This window comes from Caballeronia sp. SL2Y3 (assembly GCF_022879575.1).
GTDB lineage: Bacteria > Pseudomonadota > Gammaproteobacteria > Burkholderiales > Burkholderiaceae > Caballeronia.
The window spans coordinates 396,421-415,029 of the sequence record NZ_CP084262.1; the positions used below are offsets into that span (position 1 = coordinate 396,421).

The following is an 18,609-nucleotide window of genomic DNA, read 5'->3' on the forward strand; positions in this document are numbered from 1 at the left end:
GTACAATCGTCGCAACGGAGGTCGCACATGCACACATCCACCCGGCATCCCGTCCTGGGATGCATCGCCGACGACTTCACCGGCGCCACCGATCTCGCGAGCATGCTCGTGCGCGGCGGCATGCGCACGGTTCAGACTATCGGCGTCCCCGCCTCGGACGCGCGCCTCGACGCGGACGCCGTGGTCGTCGCGCTCAAATCGCGGACGATCGAAGCGGCCGATGCCGTCGCCCAATCGCTCGCGGCGCTCGACTGGCTGCGCGCGCAGGGTTGCCGCCAGTTCTTCTTCAAATACTGTTCGACGTTCGATTCCACCGATGCCGGCAACATCGGCCCGGTCGCCGAGGCGCTGCTCGATGCGCTCGCCGGGCAAAGCGGCGCGGACTTCACGATAGCCTGCCCTGCGTTTCCCGAGAACAAGCGCACGGTCTATCGCGGGCATCTTTTCGTCGGTGACGCGCTTCTAAGCGAATCGGGCATGGAGCACCATCCGCTCACGCCGATGCGCGACCCGAATCTCGTTCGCGTCCTCCAACGGCAAAGCAAATCGAAGGTCGGTCTGATCGCGAGCGATACGGTCGCCGCGGGCGCCGATGCCGTGCGCGGCGCGATCGCCGCCCTGCGCGCCGACGGCGTGCGGCTCGCCATTGCCGACGCGCTCACCGACGCCGACCTGCGCACGCTCGGCGCGGCCTGCGCCGATCTCGCGCTCGTCACGGGCGGCTCGGGCGTCGCCATCGGCTTGCCGGAGAACTTCCGGCGCGCCGGACTCATCGAGGCGAACGACAAGGCAGCGGACCTGCCCGCCGTGGAAGGCCCGGCGCTCGTGCTGGCGGGCAGCGCATCGAAGGCGACGAACGGGCAAGTAGCCGAGTGGATCGCGGCGCGGCCGGCGTATCGCGTCGATCCCCGCGCGCTCGCACGAGGCGAGGCGGTCGTCGACGACGCGCTCGCCTTCATCGACGCCCACGCGCCGCAGCCGGTGCTGGTCTACGCCACGGCTTCGCCCGATGAAGTCAAGGCGGTGCAGCAAGAGCTCGGCAGCGCGGCGGCGGGCCAGCTCGTCGAAGATGCGCTCGCCGCCATCGCCCGTGAAGCCCGCGCGCGCGGCGTGCGCAGGTTCGTGGTCGCGGGCGGCGAGACATCGGGCGCCGTGGTGCAGGCGCTCGGCGTTCAGATGTTGCAGATCGGGCCGCCCATCGATCCGGGCGTGCCCGTGACCGTGAGCGTCGGCGATACGCCGCTTGCGCTGGCATTGAAGTCCGGCAACTTCGGCGCGCGCGATTTCTTCGACAAGGCGCTGCGTTACATCGAAGGAGAGCGCGCGTGAGCGACACCGTCATCGCATCGGCCAGCGACGCCAAGTTACGCGAGGAAATCTGCACGGTCGGCGAAAGTCTCTACGCGCGCGGCTACACCGTGGGCACGGCGGGCAACATCAGCGCGCGCTGCGACGACGGCTGGCTCATCACGCCGACGGATGCCTGTCTCGGCCGGCTCGATCCCGCGCAGATCGCCAAAGTGGATGCGCAGGGACGGCACGTTTCCGGCGCGCGGCCCTCGAAGACGCTGGAGTTGCATCGGCGAATCTACGAGGGCAGTTCGGACACGCGCGGCATCGTGCATACCCATTCGACGTCGCTCGTCGCGCTGACGCTCGCGGGCGTCTGGAGCGACGAGGACGTGTTGCCGCCGATCACGCCGTACTACGTGATGAAGGTCGGCCACGTACCGCTCGTGCGATACCGCCGCCCCGGCGACCCGCAGGCGGCGGCCGAAATCGCGGCGCGCGCAGCCGACGTGCGCGCCGTGCTGCTGGAGCGGCTCGGGCCCGTGGTGTGGGAGCGCAGCGTCTCGCATGCGTCGTATGCCCTCGAGGAGCTCGAAGAGACCGCGCGTCTCTGGTTGATGACCACGCCGCGCCCCGCGCCGCTCGACGATGCCGCCATCGACGAACTGCGGCAGAGCTTCGGCGCGCGCTGGTAGCCTTCAACCAAAGAGCCTATAGCGAGCCGTCTCTGGCGGCGTGCCCGTCCGACGCCGATTCGGAAAACTGCGCGAGCACCGCGTTCAGGCTCGCGAGCGTATAAGGCTTCGCCAAAACCGTGCCGATGCTGTCGGCGCCCGCTTCGATCGCCTCGCCGTAGCCGGTCGCATAGATCACGCGCAGGCCGGGCTGCTCCGCCTTGAGCCTGCGCGACAACGCGACGCCGTCCATGCCGGGCAACCCGACATCGGTGAAGAGAATGTCGAAGTCGCCCTTGGCGAAGGAAGCGAGCGCTTCCTCCGCACTGGCGACTGCCGTCACCCGATGCCCCAGCGCCCGAATGAGTTCGAGCGCCATCTCGCGCAATTCGGGGTGATCCTCGACGACGAGCACGCCGAAGCGCTGCGGCAACGGCGCGACCGGAGGCGCGCTCTCCCGTGCCGGCTGCGAACGCGCGAGCGCGACCTGCTTGCGGTTCGACAGCATGTGCCGGATCTTGCGCGCCAGTTGTTCGCGCCGATAAGGCTTGGTCAGCAGTTGCACGCCGGCGTCGAGCCGCCCGCCATGCACGATCGCGTTCTGCGTGTACCCGGAGGTGAACAGCACTTCGATGTTCGGCAAGATCGCCTTCGCGCCTCTCGCGAGCTCGGGGCTGCGCAGCTTGCCGGGCATCACGACATCGGTGAACAACAGGTCGATGGCCAAGCCGCTCTGCAAGATGCCGAGCGCGCTCTCGGCATTGTCGGCCTTGAGCACCTGATACCCGAGCTCGCGCAGCATCTCGACGACGGTGGTCTGCACGGCCCGATCGTCTTCCACGACGAGAATCGTCTCCGTGCCGCCGACGACCGGCGCCGCTGCGAACGACGTGGTCTGCACCAGAGCTTCGTGCGAGCGCGGCAGATAGATCTTGATCGTGGTGCCGTGCCCTATTTCGCTGTAGATCTTGAAGTGTCCGCCGCTTTGCTTGACGAAGCCATACGCCATCGAGAGACCGAGGCCCGTGCCGACGCCTTCCGGCTTCGTCGTGAAGAACGGATCGCATGCACGCTCCATCACTTCGCGCGTCATGCCGGTGCCGGTATCGGAGATGGCCAGCATTACGTACTGCCCCGGTTCGAGATCGGCGTCCGATGCGACGTAGTCGTCGTCCAGCATCGAATTGCTCAGTTCGATGGTGAGCTTGCCGCCGTCGGGCATGGCGTCGCGGGCGTTGATCGCGAGATTCAGCACGACGTTTTCGAGCTGATGCGGGTCGACCTGCACGTTCCATAGCCCGCCCGCCAGGACCGTCTCCATGACGACCGACTCGCCCAGCGCGCGCCTTAGCATGTCGTCCATGCCCGCGACCACGGGCGCGAGGTTCGTGACGACAGGCTGCAACGGCTGACGCCGCGCGAACGCCAGCAGTTGCGAAGACAGTTTCGCGCCGCGCTCCACGGCGCTCGCCGCGGTGTCCACGCGCTCGATCGCCGTCTCGTTGCCGGCAACGGACGCGGACAGTAGTTGCAGATTGCCGCCGATCACTTGCAGGATGTTGTTGAAGTCATGCGCGATGCCGCCGGTGAGCTTGCCGATGGCCTCCAGCTTTTGCGAACGCTGCAACGCGGCTTGCGTCTCTTCGAGTTCGCGCGTGCGCTCTTCGACCAGCGCTTCGAGGCTCGTTTGATAGCGCTCCACTTCGTCCTGCGCGAGCTTTTGCACCGTGACGTCCTGCCCTTGAACGAAGATGCCGGCCACTTCGCCGTCGTTGCCTGCAATGGGCTGATACACGAAGTCGAGAAAGCGCGTTTCGAGCGGTGCGCCGTCGCGCGGCCGGATCATGACCGGCACGGCCTTGCCGACGAAAGGCTCTCCCGTGTCGAACACGCGCGACAGCACTTCGATGAACCCTTGCTCGACCACTTCCGGCAACGCATCCCGCACGCGCTTTCCGACGAGGTCGCGATCTCCTATCAGGCTGCGATACGCCGCGTTCGCCAGTTCGAATATGTGCTCGCGCGTGCGCAGCACGCAGACGAAACCCGGCGCCTGTTCGAAAAGCCGCAGAAGGCGCGCGTTGTCGACGTGCAGTTCCTTCGCCAGTTCCAGCGCGCGGCTCGTGCTTTCCAGCGCCTCGGTGCGCTCGACAATGACCTGTTCCAGTTCGCCTTGCTTGCGTTTGAGCGCCTCTTGCGCTGCGACCTGATCGGTCACGTCGTTGCCTTGCGAGAAGATACCGACGACCACGCCCGCGTCGTCCACGATAGGTTGATACACGAAGTCGATGAAGCGCACTTCGCTCTCGCCGCCCGCGAGAGGGTCGACACGCAACGGCACGGCGCGGCCGACGTACGGGCGGCCTGATCGGTAGACTTCGTCGAGCAGTTCGAAGAAGCCTTGCCCTGCGAGCTCGGGCAGTGCCTCCCTCACAGGCTTGCCGATAATCGGCCTGAATCCCGCGAGCCGATGATGCGCGCCGTTCTGTAGCTGATACACATGATTCGGACCCCGAAAGAAACATACGAAGCCCGGCGCCTGCTCGAAAAGCCGCAGCAACTCGTGATATTCGCGCGTGCGCGCATCGAGCGCCAATGCTTTCTGACGCTCGGCGATCTGCCTCGCTTCATGCTGCACGGTAATGTCGCGCGTGATCTTGGCGTAGCCGACATGGTGCCCCGAATCGTCGAACAGGGAATCGAGCACGACATGCGCCCAGAAACGCGATCCGTCCTTGCGCACGCGCCAGCCTTCCGATTCGAACTTGCCTTCGCGCACCGCAATGTCCAGCGCGCGCGAGGGCAAGTCGGTCGCGCGGTCTTCCTCGGTATAAAACCGTGAGAAGTGCTGACCAATAATTTCCTCCGGTGCATAGCCTTTGATGCGCTCGGCGCCGACGTTCCAGCTCGTGACGAGACCGTTCGGAGAAAGAAGATAGATCGCGTAGTCCCTGACCCCCGCGATCATGCGCTCGAAGTGTCCGCTGCCTGAACCGGCAGAACCGACGAGACCCTGATCGTTGACATCCATGTGGCGACACCCCGGCGCTTCGGCGCTTTTTCGAGTGCTGCATTCTACTGCGCTTGGCAAGCGCTGGCCCGTGCCTGACGGCGTTACGCGAGACGATGGCGTCGCAGCGTTGCGCGTCGAGTAGTTCTTACATCGCCGATGCGGGCAAGAGGGCAGTTTTGCCGGCCGCGTGTCATCGCCATGGCGATATGCACGTCCTCAGCAAGGATCATCGCATTCCGTCACACTGGCACATCGATCAATTCAACCGGCAAGACTGCAATGGACAAACAAGCACTCATCATCGGCGCGACCGGCGTTATCGGACGCAATCTCGCCGAACACCTTCAAACGCATGGCGACTGGTCCATCACCGGCGTTTCGCGCGGCCGCACGCCTGCGCCCGCCGGCGTCGAATCGATCGTCGCGGATCTCACGTCGGCGTCATCGGTCGCGCAGGCATTGAGCGGACGCGACTTCACTCACGTCTTCTTCACCGCATGGTCGCGGCAAGCGACCGAAGCGGAGAACATCCGCGTCAACGGTGCAATGGTCGCGAATGTCCTCGCGGCATTGGGGCCGTCGGGCGCGCTCGAACATGCGGCGCTCGTGACGGGCCTCAAACACTATCTCGGGCCCTTCGAAGCCTACGCCAGAGGCGAGATTCCGGCCACGCCCTTCCGCGAGGAACAAGGCCGGCAGCCCGTGGACAACTTCTACTACGAGCAGGAAGACCGCTTGTTCGACGCAGCGCGCCAGTTCGGCTTCGGATGGAGCGTGCATCGGCCGCACAGCATCATCGGGTTCGCCATCGGCAATGCCATGAACATGGGCGTGACGCTCGCCGTCTATGCGAGCATGTGCCGGGCAACCGGCGAACCGTTCGTGTTCCCCGGTTCCGCCGCGCAATGGCACGACCTGACCGACGTGACGGACGCGCGTCTTCTCGCGCGGCATCTGGAATGGGCAGCGACCTGGCCCGAAGCGCGCAACGAAGACTTCAACGTCGTGAATGGCGACGTGTTTCGCTGGAAATGGATGTGGGAGCGCATCGCCAATTACTTCGGTATCGAGCCTGCGCCTTTCGATGGCGAGACGAGACCGCTGGAAAGCCGTATGCAGCATGCCGCCAAGACGTGGGCCGAGATCGCGGCGCGGCATGCACTGGCAGAGCCGGAAGTAGACAAGCTCGTCTCCTGGTGGCATACGGATGCGGACCTCGGACGTCCGATGGAAGTACTCACGGACATGACGAAGAGCCGCAAGGCCGGCTTCCTCGATTATCAGAGCACACCTGACTCGTTTTTCGCGCTGTTTGATCGTCTGAAGCGCGAACGCATCATTCCGGAGTGAGTTTGTCACGCTGGCTTTTCAGCGACGCCTTCTGAGTCGATCACATCGCGCATGGTGCGCGTTTTCTTCCGAGGAAAGCACATGGCCAAGCATTCAATCGCGGACTATCTGGCAAAGACACTCGCCGCAGCAGGCGTCGAGCGCATCTGGGGCGTGACGGGCGACAGCCTCAACGGTCTCGCGCACAGCCTCGACGCGTTAGGCACCATTCGCTGGATGCATACGCGGCATGAGGAAGCGGCCGCGTTCGCCGCAGGCGCGGATGCCGCGACCACGGGCCGGCTTGCCGTATGCGCGGGCAGTTGCGGACCGGGCAATCTGCATCTCATCAACGGGCTATACGACTGTCATCGCAATCGTCAGCCGGTGCTTGCGATCGCGGCGCATATTCCGTCGACGGAGATCGGGCTCGGGTACTTTCAGGAAACGCATCCGCAGACGTATTTCAGCGAATGCAGTCACTTCGTCGAACTCGTATCGAACGCTTCGCAGTTTCCGCGCGTGCTGGAGCGAGCCATGCGCACCGCGCTGGAAGAACGCGGGGTCGCGGTGATCGTGCTGCCGGGCGATGTCGCGCTGTCCGAAGGCCCCGATGCGCCCGCGCACTGGACACCGACGGCCCCGCATACCATCGTGCCCGCCGACGCCGAACTCGACAAACTCGCGCACATGCTGAACGGCTGCGATGCGGTGACCATCATGTGCGGCAGCGGCGTTGCAGGCGCGCATGACGAAGTGGTCGCACTCGCGGATACGCTCGGCGCGCCGATTGTTCACGCTTTACGCGGCAAACCGTTCATCGAATACGACAATCCTTTCGATGTCGGCATGACAGGACTCATCGGCTTCAGCTCCGGCTATCACGCGATGATGTCGTGCGACACGCTGCTGCTGCTCGGTTGCGACTTCCCCTATCGGCCGTTTTATCCGCCAAACGCGCAGATCGTTCAGGTCGACAACCGGGGTTCGCAACTGGGCCGGCGCGCGCCGCTCGCGCTCGGTCTCATCGGCACGGTGAAGGAAACGGTCACGGCGCTCATGCCCCGCCTGCAACGCAAGACGCAGCGGCGCTTCCTGGAAAACGCGCTGAAACACTATGCCGATGCGCGCAAGGAGCTGGACCATCTCGCCACGCCATCCGCGCCTGACCGCCCGATCCATCCGCAATATCTGACCAAACTCGTCGACGAGGCCGCAGCGGACGATGCCATCTTCACCGTCGATGTCGGCACGCCCACGCTATGGGCCGCGCGATATCTGTCGATGAACGGCAAGCGTCAGTTGCACGGATCGTTCAATCACGGCTCGATGGCGAACGCCATGCCGCAGGCGCTCGGCGCGCAGGCGGCGAATCCGCAACGGCAGGTGGTGTCGCTTTCCGGAGACGGCGGGCTTTCCATGCTGCTCGGCGATCTGCTCACGGCCGTGCAGCATGAGTTGCCGATCAAGGTCATCGTCTACAACAACAGCCTGCTCGGCTTCGTCTCGATGGAGTTGAAGGCTGCGGGGTATCTCGACACCAACGTCGATCTATCCAAGACGGACTTCTCGCAGATTGCGAAGGGCGCGGGCATCTGGTCCGTGCGCGTGGAGCAATCGGAGCAACTGGAAGGCGCGCTCAGGGATGCGTTCGCGCATCCGGGCCCGGCGCTCGTCGACGTCGTGACGGCCAAGCACGAGCTCGCGATTCCGCCGTCCATCGACTTCGCACAGATGAAAGGCTTCAGCCTCTACATGCTGCGCGCAGTGTTCAGCGGTCGCGGCGATGAACTGATCGAACTGGCGCGAACCAATCTGCGCTGAAGTGCGGAGGAATGGATCACGACGCGGCGAGCGGTTCGCCGCGTAGCGATCATCTCCGACTACGGCCCGTCCGCGCCGAGTTCGATGCGCGCCTCGTTGATCGAAACGGCGATTCCCTTCGGCGAGTTTGCCCCGCTCACGCGCACGAATGAAAGCACGACGTCGCTCACATTAGAAATGCCGAGACGCGCGAGCACGTCGGTAACGTCATAGTCGATCTCGTTCATGCCGTGATGCGCAGCGGTGCCAATCTGGAACGCGCCCAAGGTACCGATGAAGTGCTGCGACTTCACGGCGTCGACGTCGCCGCTTGCAGGAAGACTCAGATAGACGTTATAGAAGAAGCCGCCTTTTCTGGCCGCCGCGGGCATCGTGATGCCATCGAGCACGACCTTCACGTATTGGAACCCGCTCTTTGCCTGCGGCGTGGCCTGCAATGCATTCGACGATTCGCTGAGTCCGGCCGCAGGGGAAGACGTCAACACGTCTTTCAAAGCAGTGGCGTTGGCGGCCTGAAGCGGGATGCTCGCGCTGATCGAGGTCTCGCCCAATACGACGCCCTTCACGCCTCCCAGGGAGCGGCGCGTCGCTGACACCGTGCGCCCGGGGCTCGGCGCGAATGCGCCGGTCTGCGGCCGCGCCTGAATGGCGCCGATCTGTGCTTGCACGCGAATGATCCTCCCTTGTTGCGCCTGTTGCGGCAGCACAGCGGGCATGGTGTCGTTGGCGTAGTCATAACTCATCCCGGTGGTCGTGCGCGTTTTGGACTTCGAGACGGTCAAGCCCTTGGCATACGTGAAGTAGCCGTTCCAGTAGCTGCTGGTGGCCACCGGCACTCTGCTCGTCGAGCGCAGCGACCATGCGTTCCACAGGCGATCGATATTGCAGTGATGCAGGTAGAAGATCGGATCGATCGGCGCGGTGGCGATATCGGCCATGTAGTTACCGATGATGTCATGAACCGGATTGTGCGGCGCGTTCTCGAGCTTGGGCTCGAATGCGTTGCTGGTGCCGCGCTGGAAGTTATACACGCTCGAAGAGAAAGGACTCAAATCGAGCGCCTGATAGACATTGGTATTGATCCGCGGGACATAGAGTGGATTGCTGCTCGCGGTATCCGTGAATTCAGATGGGATCACCGGATACGTGTAGTAATCCCAGTAGGGCAAGGTCAACGTTGCATCGCCGGATACGGTTCGCAACTGTTGCTCGAGGTAATACAGGTAGCCGCGATGCCACGTCAGGAAATAGGCGGCGCTGTGCGGGCAGTAATTGTTGTGAACATCGACCCAGTACTGCCACGATGAGGGACTCCTTCTGTCGGTGGAGGCTTTCATCGTGCGCACCGCGTTGAGATACGACGCGTAGTGCGGCGTGGTTTTGAACACTTGCCATTCGAGCCTGATAAACGGAGCAGTGGCCGCTACGCCCCACCGTGGAAGCGATGCGAAAGCGAGTGCGGACGCCGTTCCTTTCAGAAACGCGCGTCGCTTAGTCGAATTGGAGACCATACACCCCCCAGGGAGCGCACAAAGAGGACCTGCAAGGCGGCCCTGAGCGGGTGCGTTGCAGCAGAACGGACGGCCGGTTTTCTACGCTGCCCCGGCGCTTAGAGTATGGACCACGGCCACGAACGTTCAATGCGTTATTTGCATTCCGAAATAAAGAATGTGCGGTAGGCCACATAGCCGGTTCCGCATGTGTGCATGCGTTCGACGATAGAGACGCCCGCGCATACGCTCGATCGTTCGAAAGCGAGCCAGCGTTTGCTTGTAGCATTTACGTGTTTTGGGCGAAGTGTCGTGCGGGCGACCAGTAGTTCAATCGGTCGATGCAAGCAACGCGGGTTCCATCGAAGCTTGCGTTCCTCATTCGTCAGTTATGCGAATGACACATTCTCGTCGATGCTTCATTGATTAGGGTCCTGTCGCCACAAATCATTCCGACGCGCTGCCCGTCGCCGTCTCGAACATGTGAATCCTGAGCAGCGCGGTCGTGTCGAGGGACCGGTTACTGAACTCCGCGCCGACGAGGACGCTGCCCGCCGCTTGACGCAGATTGCGCACGACGCAGTTGAACACCACCGCATGCACTTTGCCGTCCGCGCGCAGGCGCAGCGCGAGCTTGAAGTGTTCGCCGACATTGACGAGCGCGTCCGACAGGCGCAACGCCACGCCGCCGAGGCTGACGTTGACCACGGCGACGTCGAAGCCCGCCGCGACACAATCGTTCCTGATAAGACGGCCTGCCAGTTCGGTCGAGACTCGAACGTCTTTGCGCACGATATGCGTTTGCACAGCTTGCGGATACGCGAGATAAACGACTTTCACAGGCGAATCGCTTCGTCCGATCACCGTGCTCGAGAAACGGTATATCTTGCGCCCAAGAAGCCCTTTGCATTCGACGGACATGCCCGCGTCCAACAACTCATGCGCGCTGCCTGCCGTAACGACCAGCGCGCTGCCCGCCACGCAACCGACAAACTCGGCCTGCACCGGCGGGTGACCGCAGCCGACCAGCGTCAACTGCATGCTTTCCAGCGTTTTCGGCAATGTGCCGGTGACGGCTGCGGCGCGATCGACCTTCGGACGGTTAATGGACGCGTCGTGCTTCGCGGTCGATATCAGCAGCGCGCTCGATGCGACGCCTTCCGCATTCGGTCGCTCGGTCGGCGCGTCTTCATCGCGAAACCCGCCTGCGGCGAGAATCCGGTCGCGCTGTCCTTCGGACCGCACGCAATAGCCTCTCGTCAAAAGAAGTTTGCCGCTTGCCGAGTAGACCGCGAACGGAAGGGGCGTACCGACTTGAAGTTCCTGTGCGCTTAGTTTGACCAATACCATGTTCGTATCTCGATGGGGCAGATGCCATCCCTCTATGCGGGGCTGGTCCATGTCTCCCCGCATACGTTACCGGGCAGTCGGCGCCACTTAAGTACGTTAACGCGCATTCATCAGACGATACGGGTTCTGCATTGGCGCTAACCCATCCAGCCAGCCCGAAGGCAAACGTTCAACTTTCCGACAAACGAGCCGATATTGACCATGTCGGCAAAACGAAAGTTGAACGCAAGGGCGGGACAAATGAAGAGAATGAGTTTCAAGGCAACGCTGTGGAGCACCGTGGGGTTCGTGTGGCTGAGTTTGATCGTGCTCTCGCTCTTGAGCGCGGCCATGACGCGCACGTTGATGATGCACGACCGCCAGCAGGCGCTGGCCGAGCAGGTCCAGTCCGCCGTGAGCGTGGTGAATTCCTACGTGCAGCAGGCGCAAAGCGGCGCGATGCCCGCCGAAGAAGCCAAGCGCGCGGCCATTGCGCATCTGCGGCCGGTGCGCTATGGGCAGAGCGGCTATCTGCTCGTCGTCGACTCGACGATGCTGCAATTGCTCAATCCGATGCGCCCCGAAACCGAAAACAAGATCAACGATCTGGTCGACAAGACCGGCAAGCACTTCACGGCGGCGATCGTGAAGCACGGACTCGACGGTACGCACCTGACCGATTACCTCTATCCGAAGCCGGGCCAAACGGAGGCGCTGCCGAAGATCGCTTACGGCGAGTATGTTCGCGCGTGGGACTGGCACGTCTATACGGGCGCTTACGTCGACGACATCAATCGTGAATTCGGCCGGCGCCTTCTTGCGATGCTCGCGATCGTCGGCGTAGTCGGCCTTGCATTGACCGTGGCGATGGGCTGGATCATCCGCAATGTGCTGCGCAGGCTCGGCGGCGATCCGAGGGACGTCGCAGACGCGTGCAAACGCATCGCGGCGGGAGATCTCACGGAGACCGTGCGTGTCGCGGCAGGCGACGATGCGAGTCTGATGGCATCGGTGCGGGCCATGCAGGACCGGCTGCTGCAAACCATGGGGGCCGTGACTTCGTCTGCCAACGCCATCGCGGGCGCTACCAAGGAAATCGCCGCCGGCAATACGGATCTCTCGTCGCGCACTGAGGAACAGGCCGCATCGCTAGAGGAGACGGCGGCGAGCATGGAAGAACTGACCTCGACGGTGAAGCAGAACGCCGACAACGCGCGTCAAGCCAGCGATCTCGCCGAGAACGCGACCGCCGTCGCCAACGAAGGCACGGCGATCGTCGGGCAGGTCGTGGAGACGATGGCCGGCATCGAAGAAAGCTCGGGAAAGATCGCGGAGATCATCGGCATGATCGAGGGCATTGCGTTCCAGACGAATATTCTGGCGCTCAATGCCGCAGTGGAAGCCGCGCGCGCCGGCGAACAAGGCCGCGGCTTCGCGGTCGTGGCAGGCGAAGTGCGCAGCCTCGCGCAGCGTTCGTCCAGCGCGGCGAGGGAAATCAAGGCGCTCATCGAGACGTCGGGCAGCCGCGTCGGCGCAGGCACCGAGCTCGTCGCGAAAGCAGGCGAAACCATGCGCAGCGTGCAGTCCGCGATTCAGCGCGTGACCGACATCATGGGCGAGATCGCGTCCGCATCGCACGAGCAAAGCCGCGGCATCGAGCAGGTCAATCAGGCCATCTCGCAGATGGACGAAGTCACGCAGCAGAACGCCGCGCTCGTCGAAGAAGCGGCCGCAGCGGCCGGCTCGCTGCAAGACCAGGCCGAAGCGCTTCGCAAAGCCGTCAGCGTCTTTCGCACGAGCCCGAGCGCAGCCATGGTGGCCACGCATGCGGTGACGTCTGTGTCGAGAGAAAGCCGCCCCAGCCCGGCGACGGCTCCGACAGTGCAGCGCCCTGCCGCTGCTCCGGCATTGGAGCGGATAAAGCCGACGCCGATGGCGAAGCGCGTCGAACCTGCGGTGCACAAGCCCGTGGCGACCGCGACGAATGGCGGCGACTGGGAGACGTTCTAATCCCTTAGTTAGTAGCCCTACTTAGTTTGACCTACAGGCGCTCGTGATCCGGACCCGATACGGCGCATGCCCGCATTGTCGAGCGGCGCCGGCGGGTTGGCTTGCCGTTTGCTACGAGTCTAACGTGTCCAATTCAACGAATCGGAGGATACGATGACGACGCATGCCGGACGATCGCAGGAAGACCGCATTCAGGCGGAGAAAGGCGAGAAACTGCCCGCGCAGGAGCAGGCAGGAGGCAAGATGGCCGTTGAAGGCACCGAAGCGGGCAAGGACTCGAGCAGCGGCAAGCTCTCGGAGGCGGGAAAGGACGTCTGGCGTCAGGGCAGCACCATCGACCAGGAAGGCCCTTTGCCACCGGACGAGAAGCCCGGCGTTTGAGACGCCGACGCCAAGCGAGTTCAGCGCAAGATCGACAAGGGAGAACCGATGTACATCGTCTGCCACATGATGTCTTCAGTGGATGGCCGAAGCCTCACGGACGGCTGGCATCTCGACTTTGCCAGCCCTTGTTATGAGGAGACGGCCGCCAGCTTCGACGCGGATGCCTGGGTATGCGGCCGCGTCACCATGCAGGAAATCTCGCACGCGAAGGACCGAGAGTATCCACGCGGTCTCGCCAAGAGCCCGCTGCCGCGCACGGATCATTTCGCGAAGCGCGACGCGAGCCAGTACGCCGTGTCGATCGACCCCAAGGGCCGGGTCGGCTGGAAGACCGACACCGCGCTGGACTCGCATATCGTCGAAGTCCTGGCGGAGAGCGTGGAGGACGATTATCTCGCGCACCTTCAGTCGATCGGCGCGTCATATGTTTTCGGCGGCAAGGACGGCATCGATCTTCACCGCGTCGTGGAAACGCTTGGCCGCGAACTGAAGATCGACAAGCTCATCGTCGAGGGAGGCGGTCACGTGTCCGGGGCATTCGTCAACGCGCAACTGGCGGATGAAGTCAGCGTGTTGCTGATGCCGCTCGTCGATGGGCGTGACGCACATCCTTCGTCATTCGAAGTGGCCATGGATAAGTGGCAGAAGCCCTCTTATTTGAAGCTGGAGTCAGTTGAGAAGCTGGATAACGATGTCGTTTGGGTACGATATACGCGCAAGAAGTGAGAGTCGGGTTCGCTCGACGAATGGCTTCTAGGCGGCACGCTCTGACGCGCGCCGCTTTACTTCTTCCAGCGGCGCTTGCGCAAGCCAGTGGCAATAGCCGGCGATGCTGCGGATATCGATCTCCTCCAGTGCCATATGCGCGTACTCGCCTTTGCGATAGCGATGCTTCGACCAATACGTGTCCGTATGCCACGCATGGATGTGCAAGACGTCGCTACCTAGCTTGCGATCCGCGAAGGAGAAGTGGTCCAGCAATCCGAGCGTGCAGGCCTGCGGGTAAGTCAATCTCAGGGCGAGCTCGCCTGCATACATTGTGAGGACCTGCTTGCACCAGCCGGGCCACGCACCTTCGAAATCGCGGAATTCTTCATCGAGCAGCCGGTTGCAGGCTTCGGTTTGCGCGGCGAGATAGTTTCGCAGCCATTCCGATGGCCCGAGCAACGAAGCGCCGACGTTGTGAAGCCCAGTGTGCGGATAACCCCAGCGCGCCGATATTTCGGAAAGCCGTGCGCGCACCGAAGCATCGTAGGCGTATGCGCCGAATCCTGCACAAAGGCCAGAGGGACGGAAGTCTCTCAGCGCCGGAGTAACGAACGTATCGCAATCCGTCTTCAGAATGTAGTCGAAGCGGGCGCACGCCTCGCTTACCGCAGGCTCCGCGAGATTCGCGACGGAGTTGATATAGCCGTAACCGTGCCACGGCGGATTGCCTTCGGCATAAGGCACGCTCGGTATGGTCTCGATGCGAGCATCCTCGGGCAACCGGGTCGCAATTGCCGGGTGACACACCGCAACGATCCCGCCACTTTCGAGTACGCCCGAATAGATCAGGCTCTTATAAAGCCAGCCGAATTCCTCGAGCATCTGCTCGCTGTTGTCGATATAGACCAGTATTCCAAGTTGCATGACGTCCTCTTTCTCCGCTTGCTGCGCTGCGGCCGAAGCGAGAGAGTCAACGAAGCGAAACGGCGACAGCAGCACTCAATGCTATAGAAAAACGTTGAAGTGCTGCCGCCCTAGCGCATAAATGCACAACTCTGCCGGCTTTTATAGCGCGAGAACGTTCACGGCAACGTCGACATGATGCGATCCGCCGCCGAGGATCATGCCGCGCAACAAGGACACGTCGCTGTAATCGCGGCCGGTTGCAAGCGTCACGTGGTCCAGATCGGCGAGCACGTCGTTGGTCGGATCGAGGTCGATCCACCCGCTTTTCGGGCAATGCACCGACACCCACGCATGCGAGGCATCGGCGCCGATCAGTCGCGGTTGACCCGGCGGCGGGTCGTTGCGCAGATAGCCGCTCACGTAACGCGCCGGCAAGCCCAACGTGCGAAGGCAGCCGATCATTACTTGCGCGAAATCCTGACATACGCCCTGGCGCAGTTCGAAGGCGCGCGTGGCGGGCGTATCGAATGCGGTCGATGAGGGCTTATACGTAAAGTCGGCATGGATGCGGTGCATGAGGTCGATTGCGCCCGCGATCAGCGGCGTGCCTTGCGCGAAACTCGGCAACGCGTAATCACGCAACGCCTGAGTCAGCTGAATGTTGGGCGACCCATAACAGTATTCCGACTCACGGACAAACGGGGAACCGGCCGTATAGCGCAGCCGTCGTGCGACCTCTTCCCACGGCGGCGTCGCTCGCGGGTCGAGCTTCGTCCAGCGTGGACTCAGACGCACCGTGGTTTCGCTTGTCATCGAAAGACGCTCGTGCGGTGCGTCCAGCGAGAAATAGAGCAGGTCGTTGCCGAATGCGTCGACACGGCTATGCACATACGAAGGAGCCGGATCTATCCGCTCCGAATGCGCGATGACCTGCTGCCACGGCGTATGCAGCGGACGGATAGTCGCTAGGTGCTGGGCGATCTCGACGGGCGTCGAATAGCGATATGTCGTGCGATGCGTGACTGCGAGCGTCGTCGATCTTGGCGCCTTGTCGATCGTCGCATTCATTAGGACACCTGCGCAGCGATAGGATTCGCATGACTGAAGTAGTGCGCGCTGACTTCGTTCGATGCCGCGCTCACCGATGCAAGCAGCCGATCGCAAAGCAGCACGAGCGCGCCGAACCGTCCGTTTTCATCGGCTTTGCACAAGGCATCGAGGGGCGGCAAGGTATCGAGGCCGAGCGAAATACCGATGAAATGCGCGCGCCGTGCTGCGCCCGCGGTCTTCATCATCTCATCGAGCTTCGCGCGCAAGCGGATCAGCACGCCATAGAGTCCGCGCGGATTCGTCGGGTCCACGACGACCAGGTCGATCAACGCGGCCGCCTCTAGCCGGCCAGGATAAAGCGAGCGATAGGTAAGCGTGGTATCGAAAAGATGCAGCAGCAAGTCGAAGCCGGCCGGATGCGTCAACGTGCCTTGCGTCGCGAACACGCGCAGGAACGTCGCCATCGTCGACACGCGCTCGATCATCCTGCCAATGAAGATCATGCGCCACGCTTCATCGCGTGTCATCCGATCGCCTTGCGCGCCGCTGATCGCGAGCAGTTGAGTCGCAAGCTGTTCGAGCGCGCCGCTTAACATCACGCGGTCGTAATCCCTCGGCACGTCGGGCGTGATGAGGCCGAGGCGCGCGAGCGCATCGCGAAAGTCGTTACGCGCCGCGAGAATCGTGCGCCAGTGATCGGTGGAGAGCCGATCGCGAATCTCGCCGCATGCATGCGCCTGATTCGCGAGATTGCCGCCGATGCTCGTGGCCGATGCCGTCTCCGCCAGTCCCGCGACGAGCACGCGCTCGAATGCGTGTGGCGAGCTTCGCGCAAGCGTATCGATGGACGGGATGAGTCCGCATTGCGCGGCGAGTTCGACGAGCGTGGGAAACATCTCGTCGGCATCACTGGCTTCGAGCGTGCCGAGCAACAGGCGGCACAGACGCACGTTGTTTTCGGCGCGCTCGCCATAGCGTCCGGCCCAGAACAGATTCTCCGCCGCGCGGCTCGATACCACGCGATGCTTGCGCAAATCACCGGGCTGCATCGGCGATGGACGCAGCGACACCGCGGGACCAGGATGGGTAGCCAGCACCCATGTATCCACGCTGCTGCCGCCGAACTGCATCGACACCGTAGGGCGCTTGTCCGCTGCGAGGCGCGTGAAGCCGCCGGGCATCACGCTCCAGCTTCCGTCGGCCCGCGCGATGGCATAGGCACGCAAGACACACGAGCGAGAGCCGAGTGCGCCATCGTGAAAGCGCGGCGCACTCGAAAACGGCAGGTCTTCCTGTACGGTGAACATGTCGGGCGCGCGCTCGATGCGCTCCCGCCAGCCCGCAAGCGCCTGCGATCCCGCTTCGATGCCGGGCGCGCCATCCTCATGCATGCCGGGCCAAGTGGGAACCACGAGAGCGCGATCGAGCTTCTCGAAGGCTTCGCGTCGCGCGGCATCTTCGCCGCACCACCACGTCGGCACGGTAGGCAGATGCAATTCCTCGTCCAGCAGCGCACGCGCAATGCCCGGCAAAAACGCATGAAGTGCGGGCGATTCCGTGAAGCCCGCGCCGGGCACATTGGAGACCGCCACGTTGCCCGCGCGCATGACCTGCAACAGTCCGGGAACGCCGATGGTCGAATCCGCGCGCAACTCGACCGGATCGCAGAACGCATCGTCCAGACGCCGCAGCACGGCATGCACGCGCGAGAGGCCCGCCAGCGTTTTCAGGTACAGCTTGTCGTGGCGTACGGTCAGGTCCTTTCCTTCCACGAGCGTCACGCCCAGATAACGCGCGAGAAAGATGTGCTCGAAGTACGTTTCGCTAAAGGGCCCAGGACTCAACAGCGCGATGTGAGGCGCGTCGCTGCCGGCGCTTTCATCATTGCGCATGATCCCTCGGGCCGCCTGAGCAAGCGTCGCGACGAGTTGCGAATACGTCGATGCAAGCCCATTGATGCGCAGGGTGCGGAACGCATCGCTGAAAAGACTCGCCACGATCATGCGGTTTTCGAGCGTGTAACCCAGGCCCGACGGCGCCTCCGTGCGATGAGCAATGACGGTCCATTCGCCCGACGGCGCACGCGCGAGATCGATTGCAACGATCTGCAGATAGCCACCGTTCGCCGGCACGAAGCCCTTCACGGGGCGCAGATAACCCGGATGCCCGAACACGAGCGCAGCAGGCAACAGCCCTCGTTGCAGAAGCGTTTGAGCACCGTAGGCATCGGCGACGATCGACTCCATCAAGCGGGCGCGCTGCGCCACGCCGCGCTCGATGACCGCCCATTCGCGCTCGTCGATCAATAGCGGCAAGAGATCGAGCGACCACGCGCGCGGCTCGCCGTTATCGGCATAGACGTTGTAGGTGATGTCGTTATCGCGTATCTGTCGCGCGACGGCCGCCACGCCGTCGTCAAGACGCGCGATGCCCTGCTCGCCGAGCAATTCGAAGAACCGCCGCCACGGCTCTCGCAAGTGCCCCGAAGCGTCGCGCAACTCGTCCCAATGCCCTTCGCGCACAGGCAACGCGCGCAGGAGCGCCAAAGCGTCGGTATGCGCGGCCGTTGTATCGAAAGGCAATGTCGATTGGAACGCCAAGA

General features: G+C 63.2%; 13 protein-coding genes. 7 read left to right on the forward strand and 6 right to left on the reverse strand.

The features are described 5' to 3' along the window. Window positions 1-27 precede the first annotated feature (27 nt). On the forward strand, window positions 28-1,329 hold the full coding sequence (otnK, locus tag LDZ26_RS20745; RefSeq protein ID WP_244850376.1) for a 3-oxo-tetronate kinase: 1,302 nt from the start codon (window positions 28-30) through the stop codon (window positions 1,327-1,329). Next, window positions 1,326-1,985, forward strand: coding sequence for an aldolase (locus LDZ26_RS20750; RefSeq protein ID WP_244850378.1), 660 nt, complete (start codon window positions 1,326-1,328; stop codon window positions 1,983-1,985). The genes otnK and LDZ26_RS20750 overlap by 4 nt, the downstream gene beginning before the upstream one ends. 16 nt (window positions 1,986-2,001) lie before the next feature. Here LDZ26_RS20750 and LDZ26_RS20755 read toward each other — a convergent pair whose 3' ends face one another. Beyond that, window positions 2,002-4,995, reverse strand: coding sequence for a response regulator (locus LDZ26_RS20755; RefSeq protein WP_244850380.1), 2,994 nt, complete (start codon window positions 4,993-4,995; stop codon window positions 2,002-2,004). A gap of 261 nt (window positions 4,996-5,256) precedes the next feature. Between LDZ26_RS20755 and LDZ26_RS20760 the strand changes: the two genes are divergently transcribed. Next, on the forward strand, window positions 5,257-6,327 hold the full coding sequence (locus tag LDZ26_RS20760; RefSeq protein ID WP_244850382.1) for an SDR family oxidoreductase: 1,071 nt from the start codon (window positions 5,257-5,259) through the stop codon (window positions 6,325-6,327). An 81-nt stretch (window positions 6,328-6,408) separates the two neighbouring features. Continuing rightward, entirely contained in the window at window positions 6,409-8,130 is a 1,722-nt protein-coding gene (gene poxB / locus LDZ26_RS20765; RefSeq protein ID WP_244850384.1) for a ubiquinone-dependent pyruvate dehydrogenase, read from the forward strand. A gap of 59 nt (window positions 8,131-8,189) precedes the next feature. Here the strand turns inward: poxB and LDZ26_RS20770 are convergent, their stop codons facing one another. Further along, entirely contained in the window at window positions 8,190-9,518 is a 1,329-nt protein-coding gene (locus tag LDZ26_RS20770) for a tyrosinase family protein (RefSeq protein ID WP_244850386.1), read from the reverse strand. Window positions 9,519-10,067: 549 nt separating this feature from the next. Then, window positions 10,068-10,865, reverse strand: a complete 798-nt coding sequence (locus LDZ26_RS20775) for a PilZ domain-containing protein (protein ID WP_244850388.1) — start codon at window positions 10,863-10,865, stop codon at window positions 10,068-10,070. A gap of 345 nt (window positions 10,866-11,210) precedes the next feature. Between LDZ26_RS20775 and LDZ26_RS20780 the strand changes: the two genes are divergently transcribed. From LDZ26_RS20780 to LDZ26_RS20790, 3 genes are all read left to right on the forward strand, one after another. Then, on the forward strand, window positions 11,211-12,959 hold the full coding sequence (locus LDZ26_RS20780) for a methyl-accepting chemotaxis protein (RefSeq protein WP_244850390.1): 1,749 nt from the start codon (window positions 11,211-11,213) through the stop codon (window positions 12,957-12,959). A gap of 153 nt (window positions 12,960-13,112) precedes the next feature. Beyond that, a complete protein-coding gene (locus LDZ26_RS20785; RefSeq protein ID WP_244850392.1) occupies window positions 13,113-13,340 on the forward strand; it encodes a hypothetical protein in 228 nt (75 codons plus the stop codon). Between the two features lie 48 nt (window positions 13,341-13,388). Next, on the forward strand, window positions 13,389-14,069 hold the full coding sequence (locus tag LDZ26_RS20790) for a dihydrofolate reductase family protein (protein ID WP_244850394.1): 681 nt from the start codon (window positions 13,389-13,391) through the stop codon (window positions 14,067-14,069). A 27-nt stretch (window positions 14,070-14,096) separates the two neighbouring features. Here the strand turns inward: LDZ26_RS20790 and LDZ26_RS20795 are convergent, their stop codons facing one another. From LDZ26_RS20795 to LDZ26_RS20805, 3 genes are all read right to left on the reverse strand, one after another. Further along, on the reverse strand, window positions 14,097-15,050 hold the full coding sequence (locus LDZ26_RS20795) for a hypothetical protein (RefSeq protein ID WP_244850396.1): 954 nt from the start codon (window positions 15,048-15,050) through the stop codon (window positions 14,097-14,099). A gap of 66 nt (window positions 15,051-15,116) precedes the next feature. Next, window positions 15,117-16,025 (reverse strand): transglutaminase family protein, encoded by a 909-nt coding sequence (locus tag LDZ26_RS20800; protein ID WP_244850398.1) that lies wholly within the window; start codon window positions 16,023-16,025, stop codon window positions 15,117-15,119. Beyond that, window positions 16,025-18,607 carry a circularly permuted type 2 ATP-grasp protein gene (locus LDZ26_RS20805; protein ID WP_244850400.1) on the reverse strand — a complete coding sequence of 861 codons (2,583 nt, stop codon included), beginning with the start codon at window positions 18,605-18,607 and terminating at the stop codon, window positions 16,025-16,027. Before LDZ26_RS20805 ends, LDZ26_RS20800 begins: the two co-directional genes overlap by 1 nt. Window positions 18,608-18,609 lie beyond the last annotated feature (2 nt).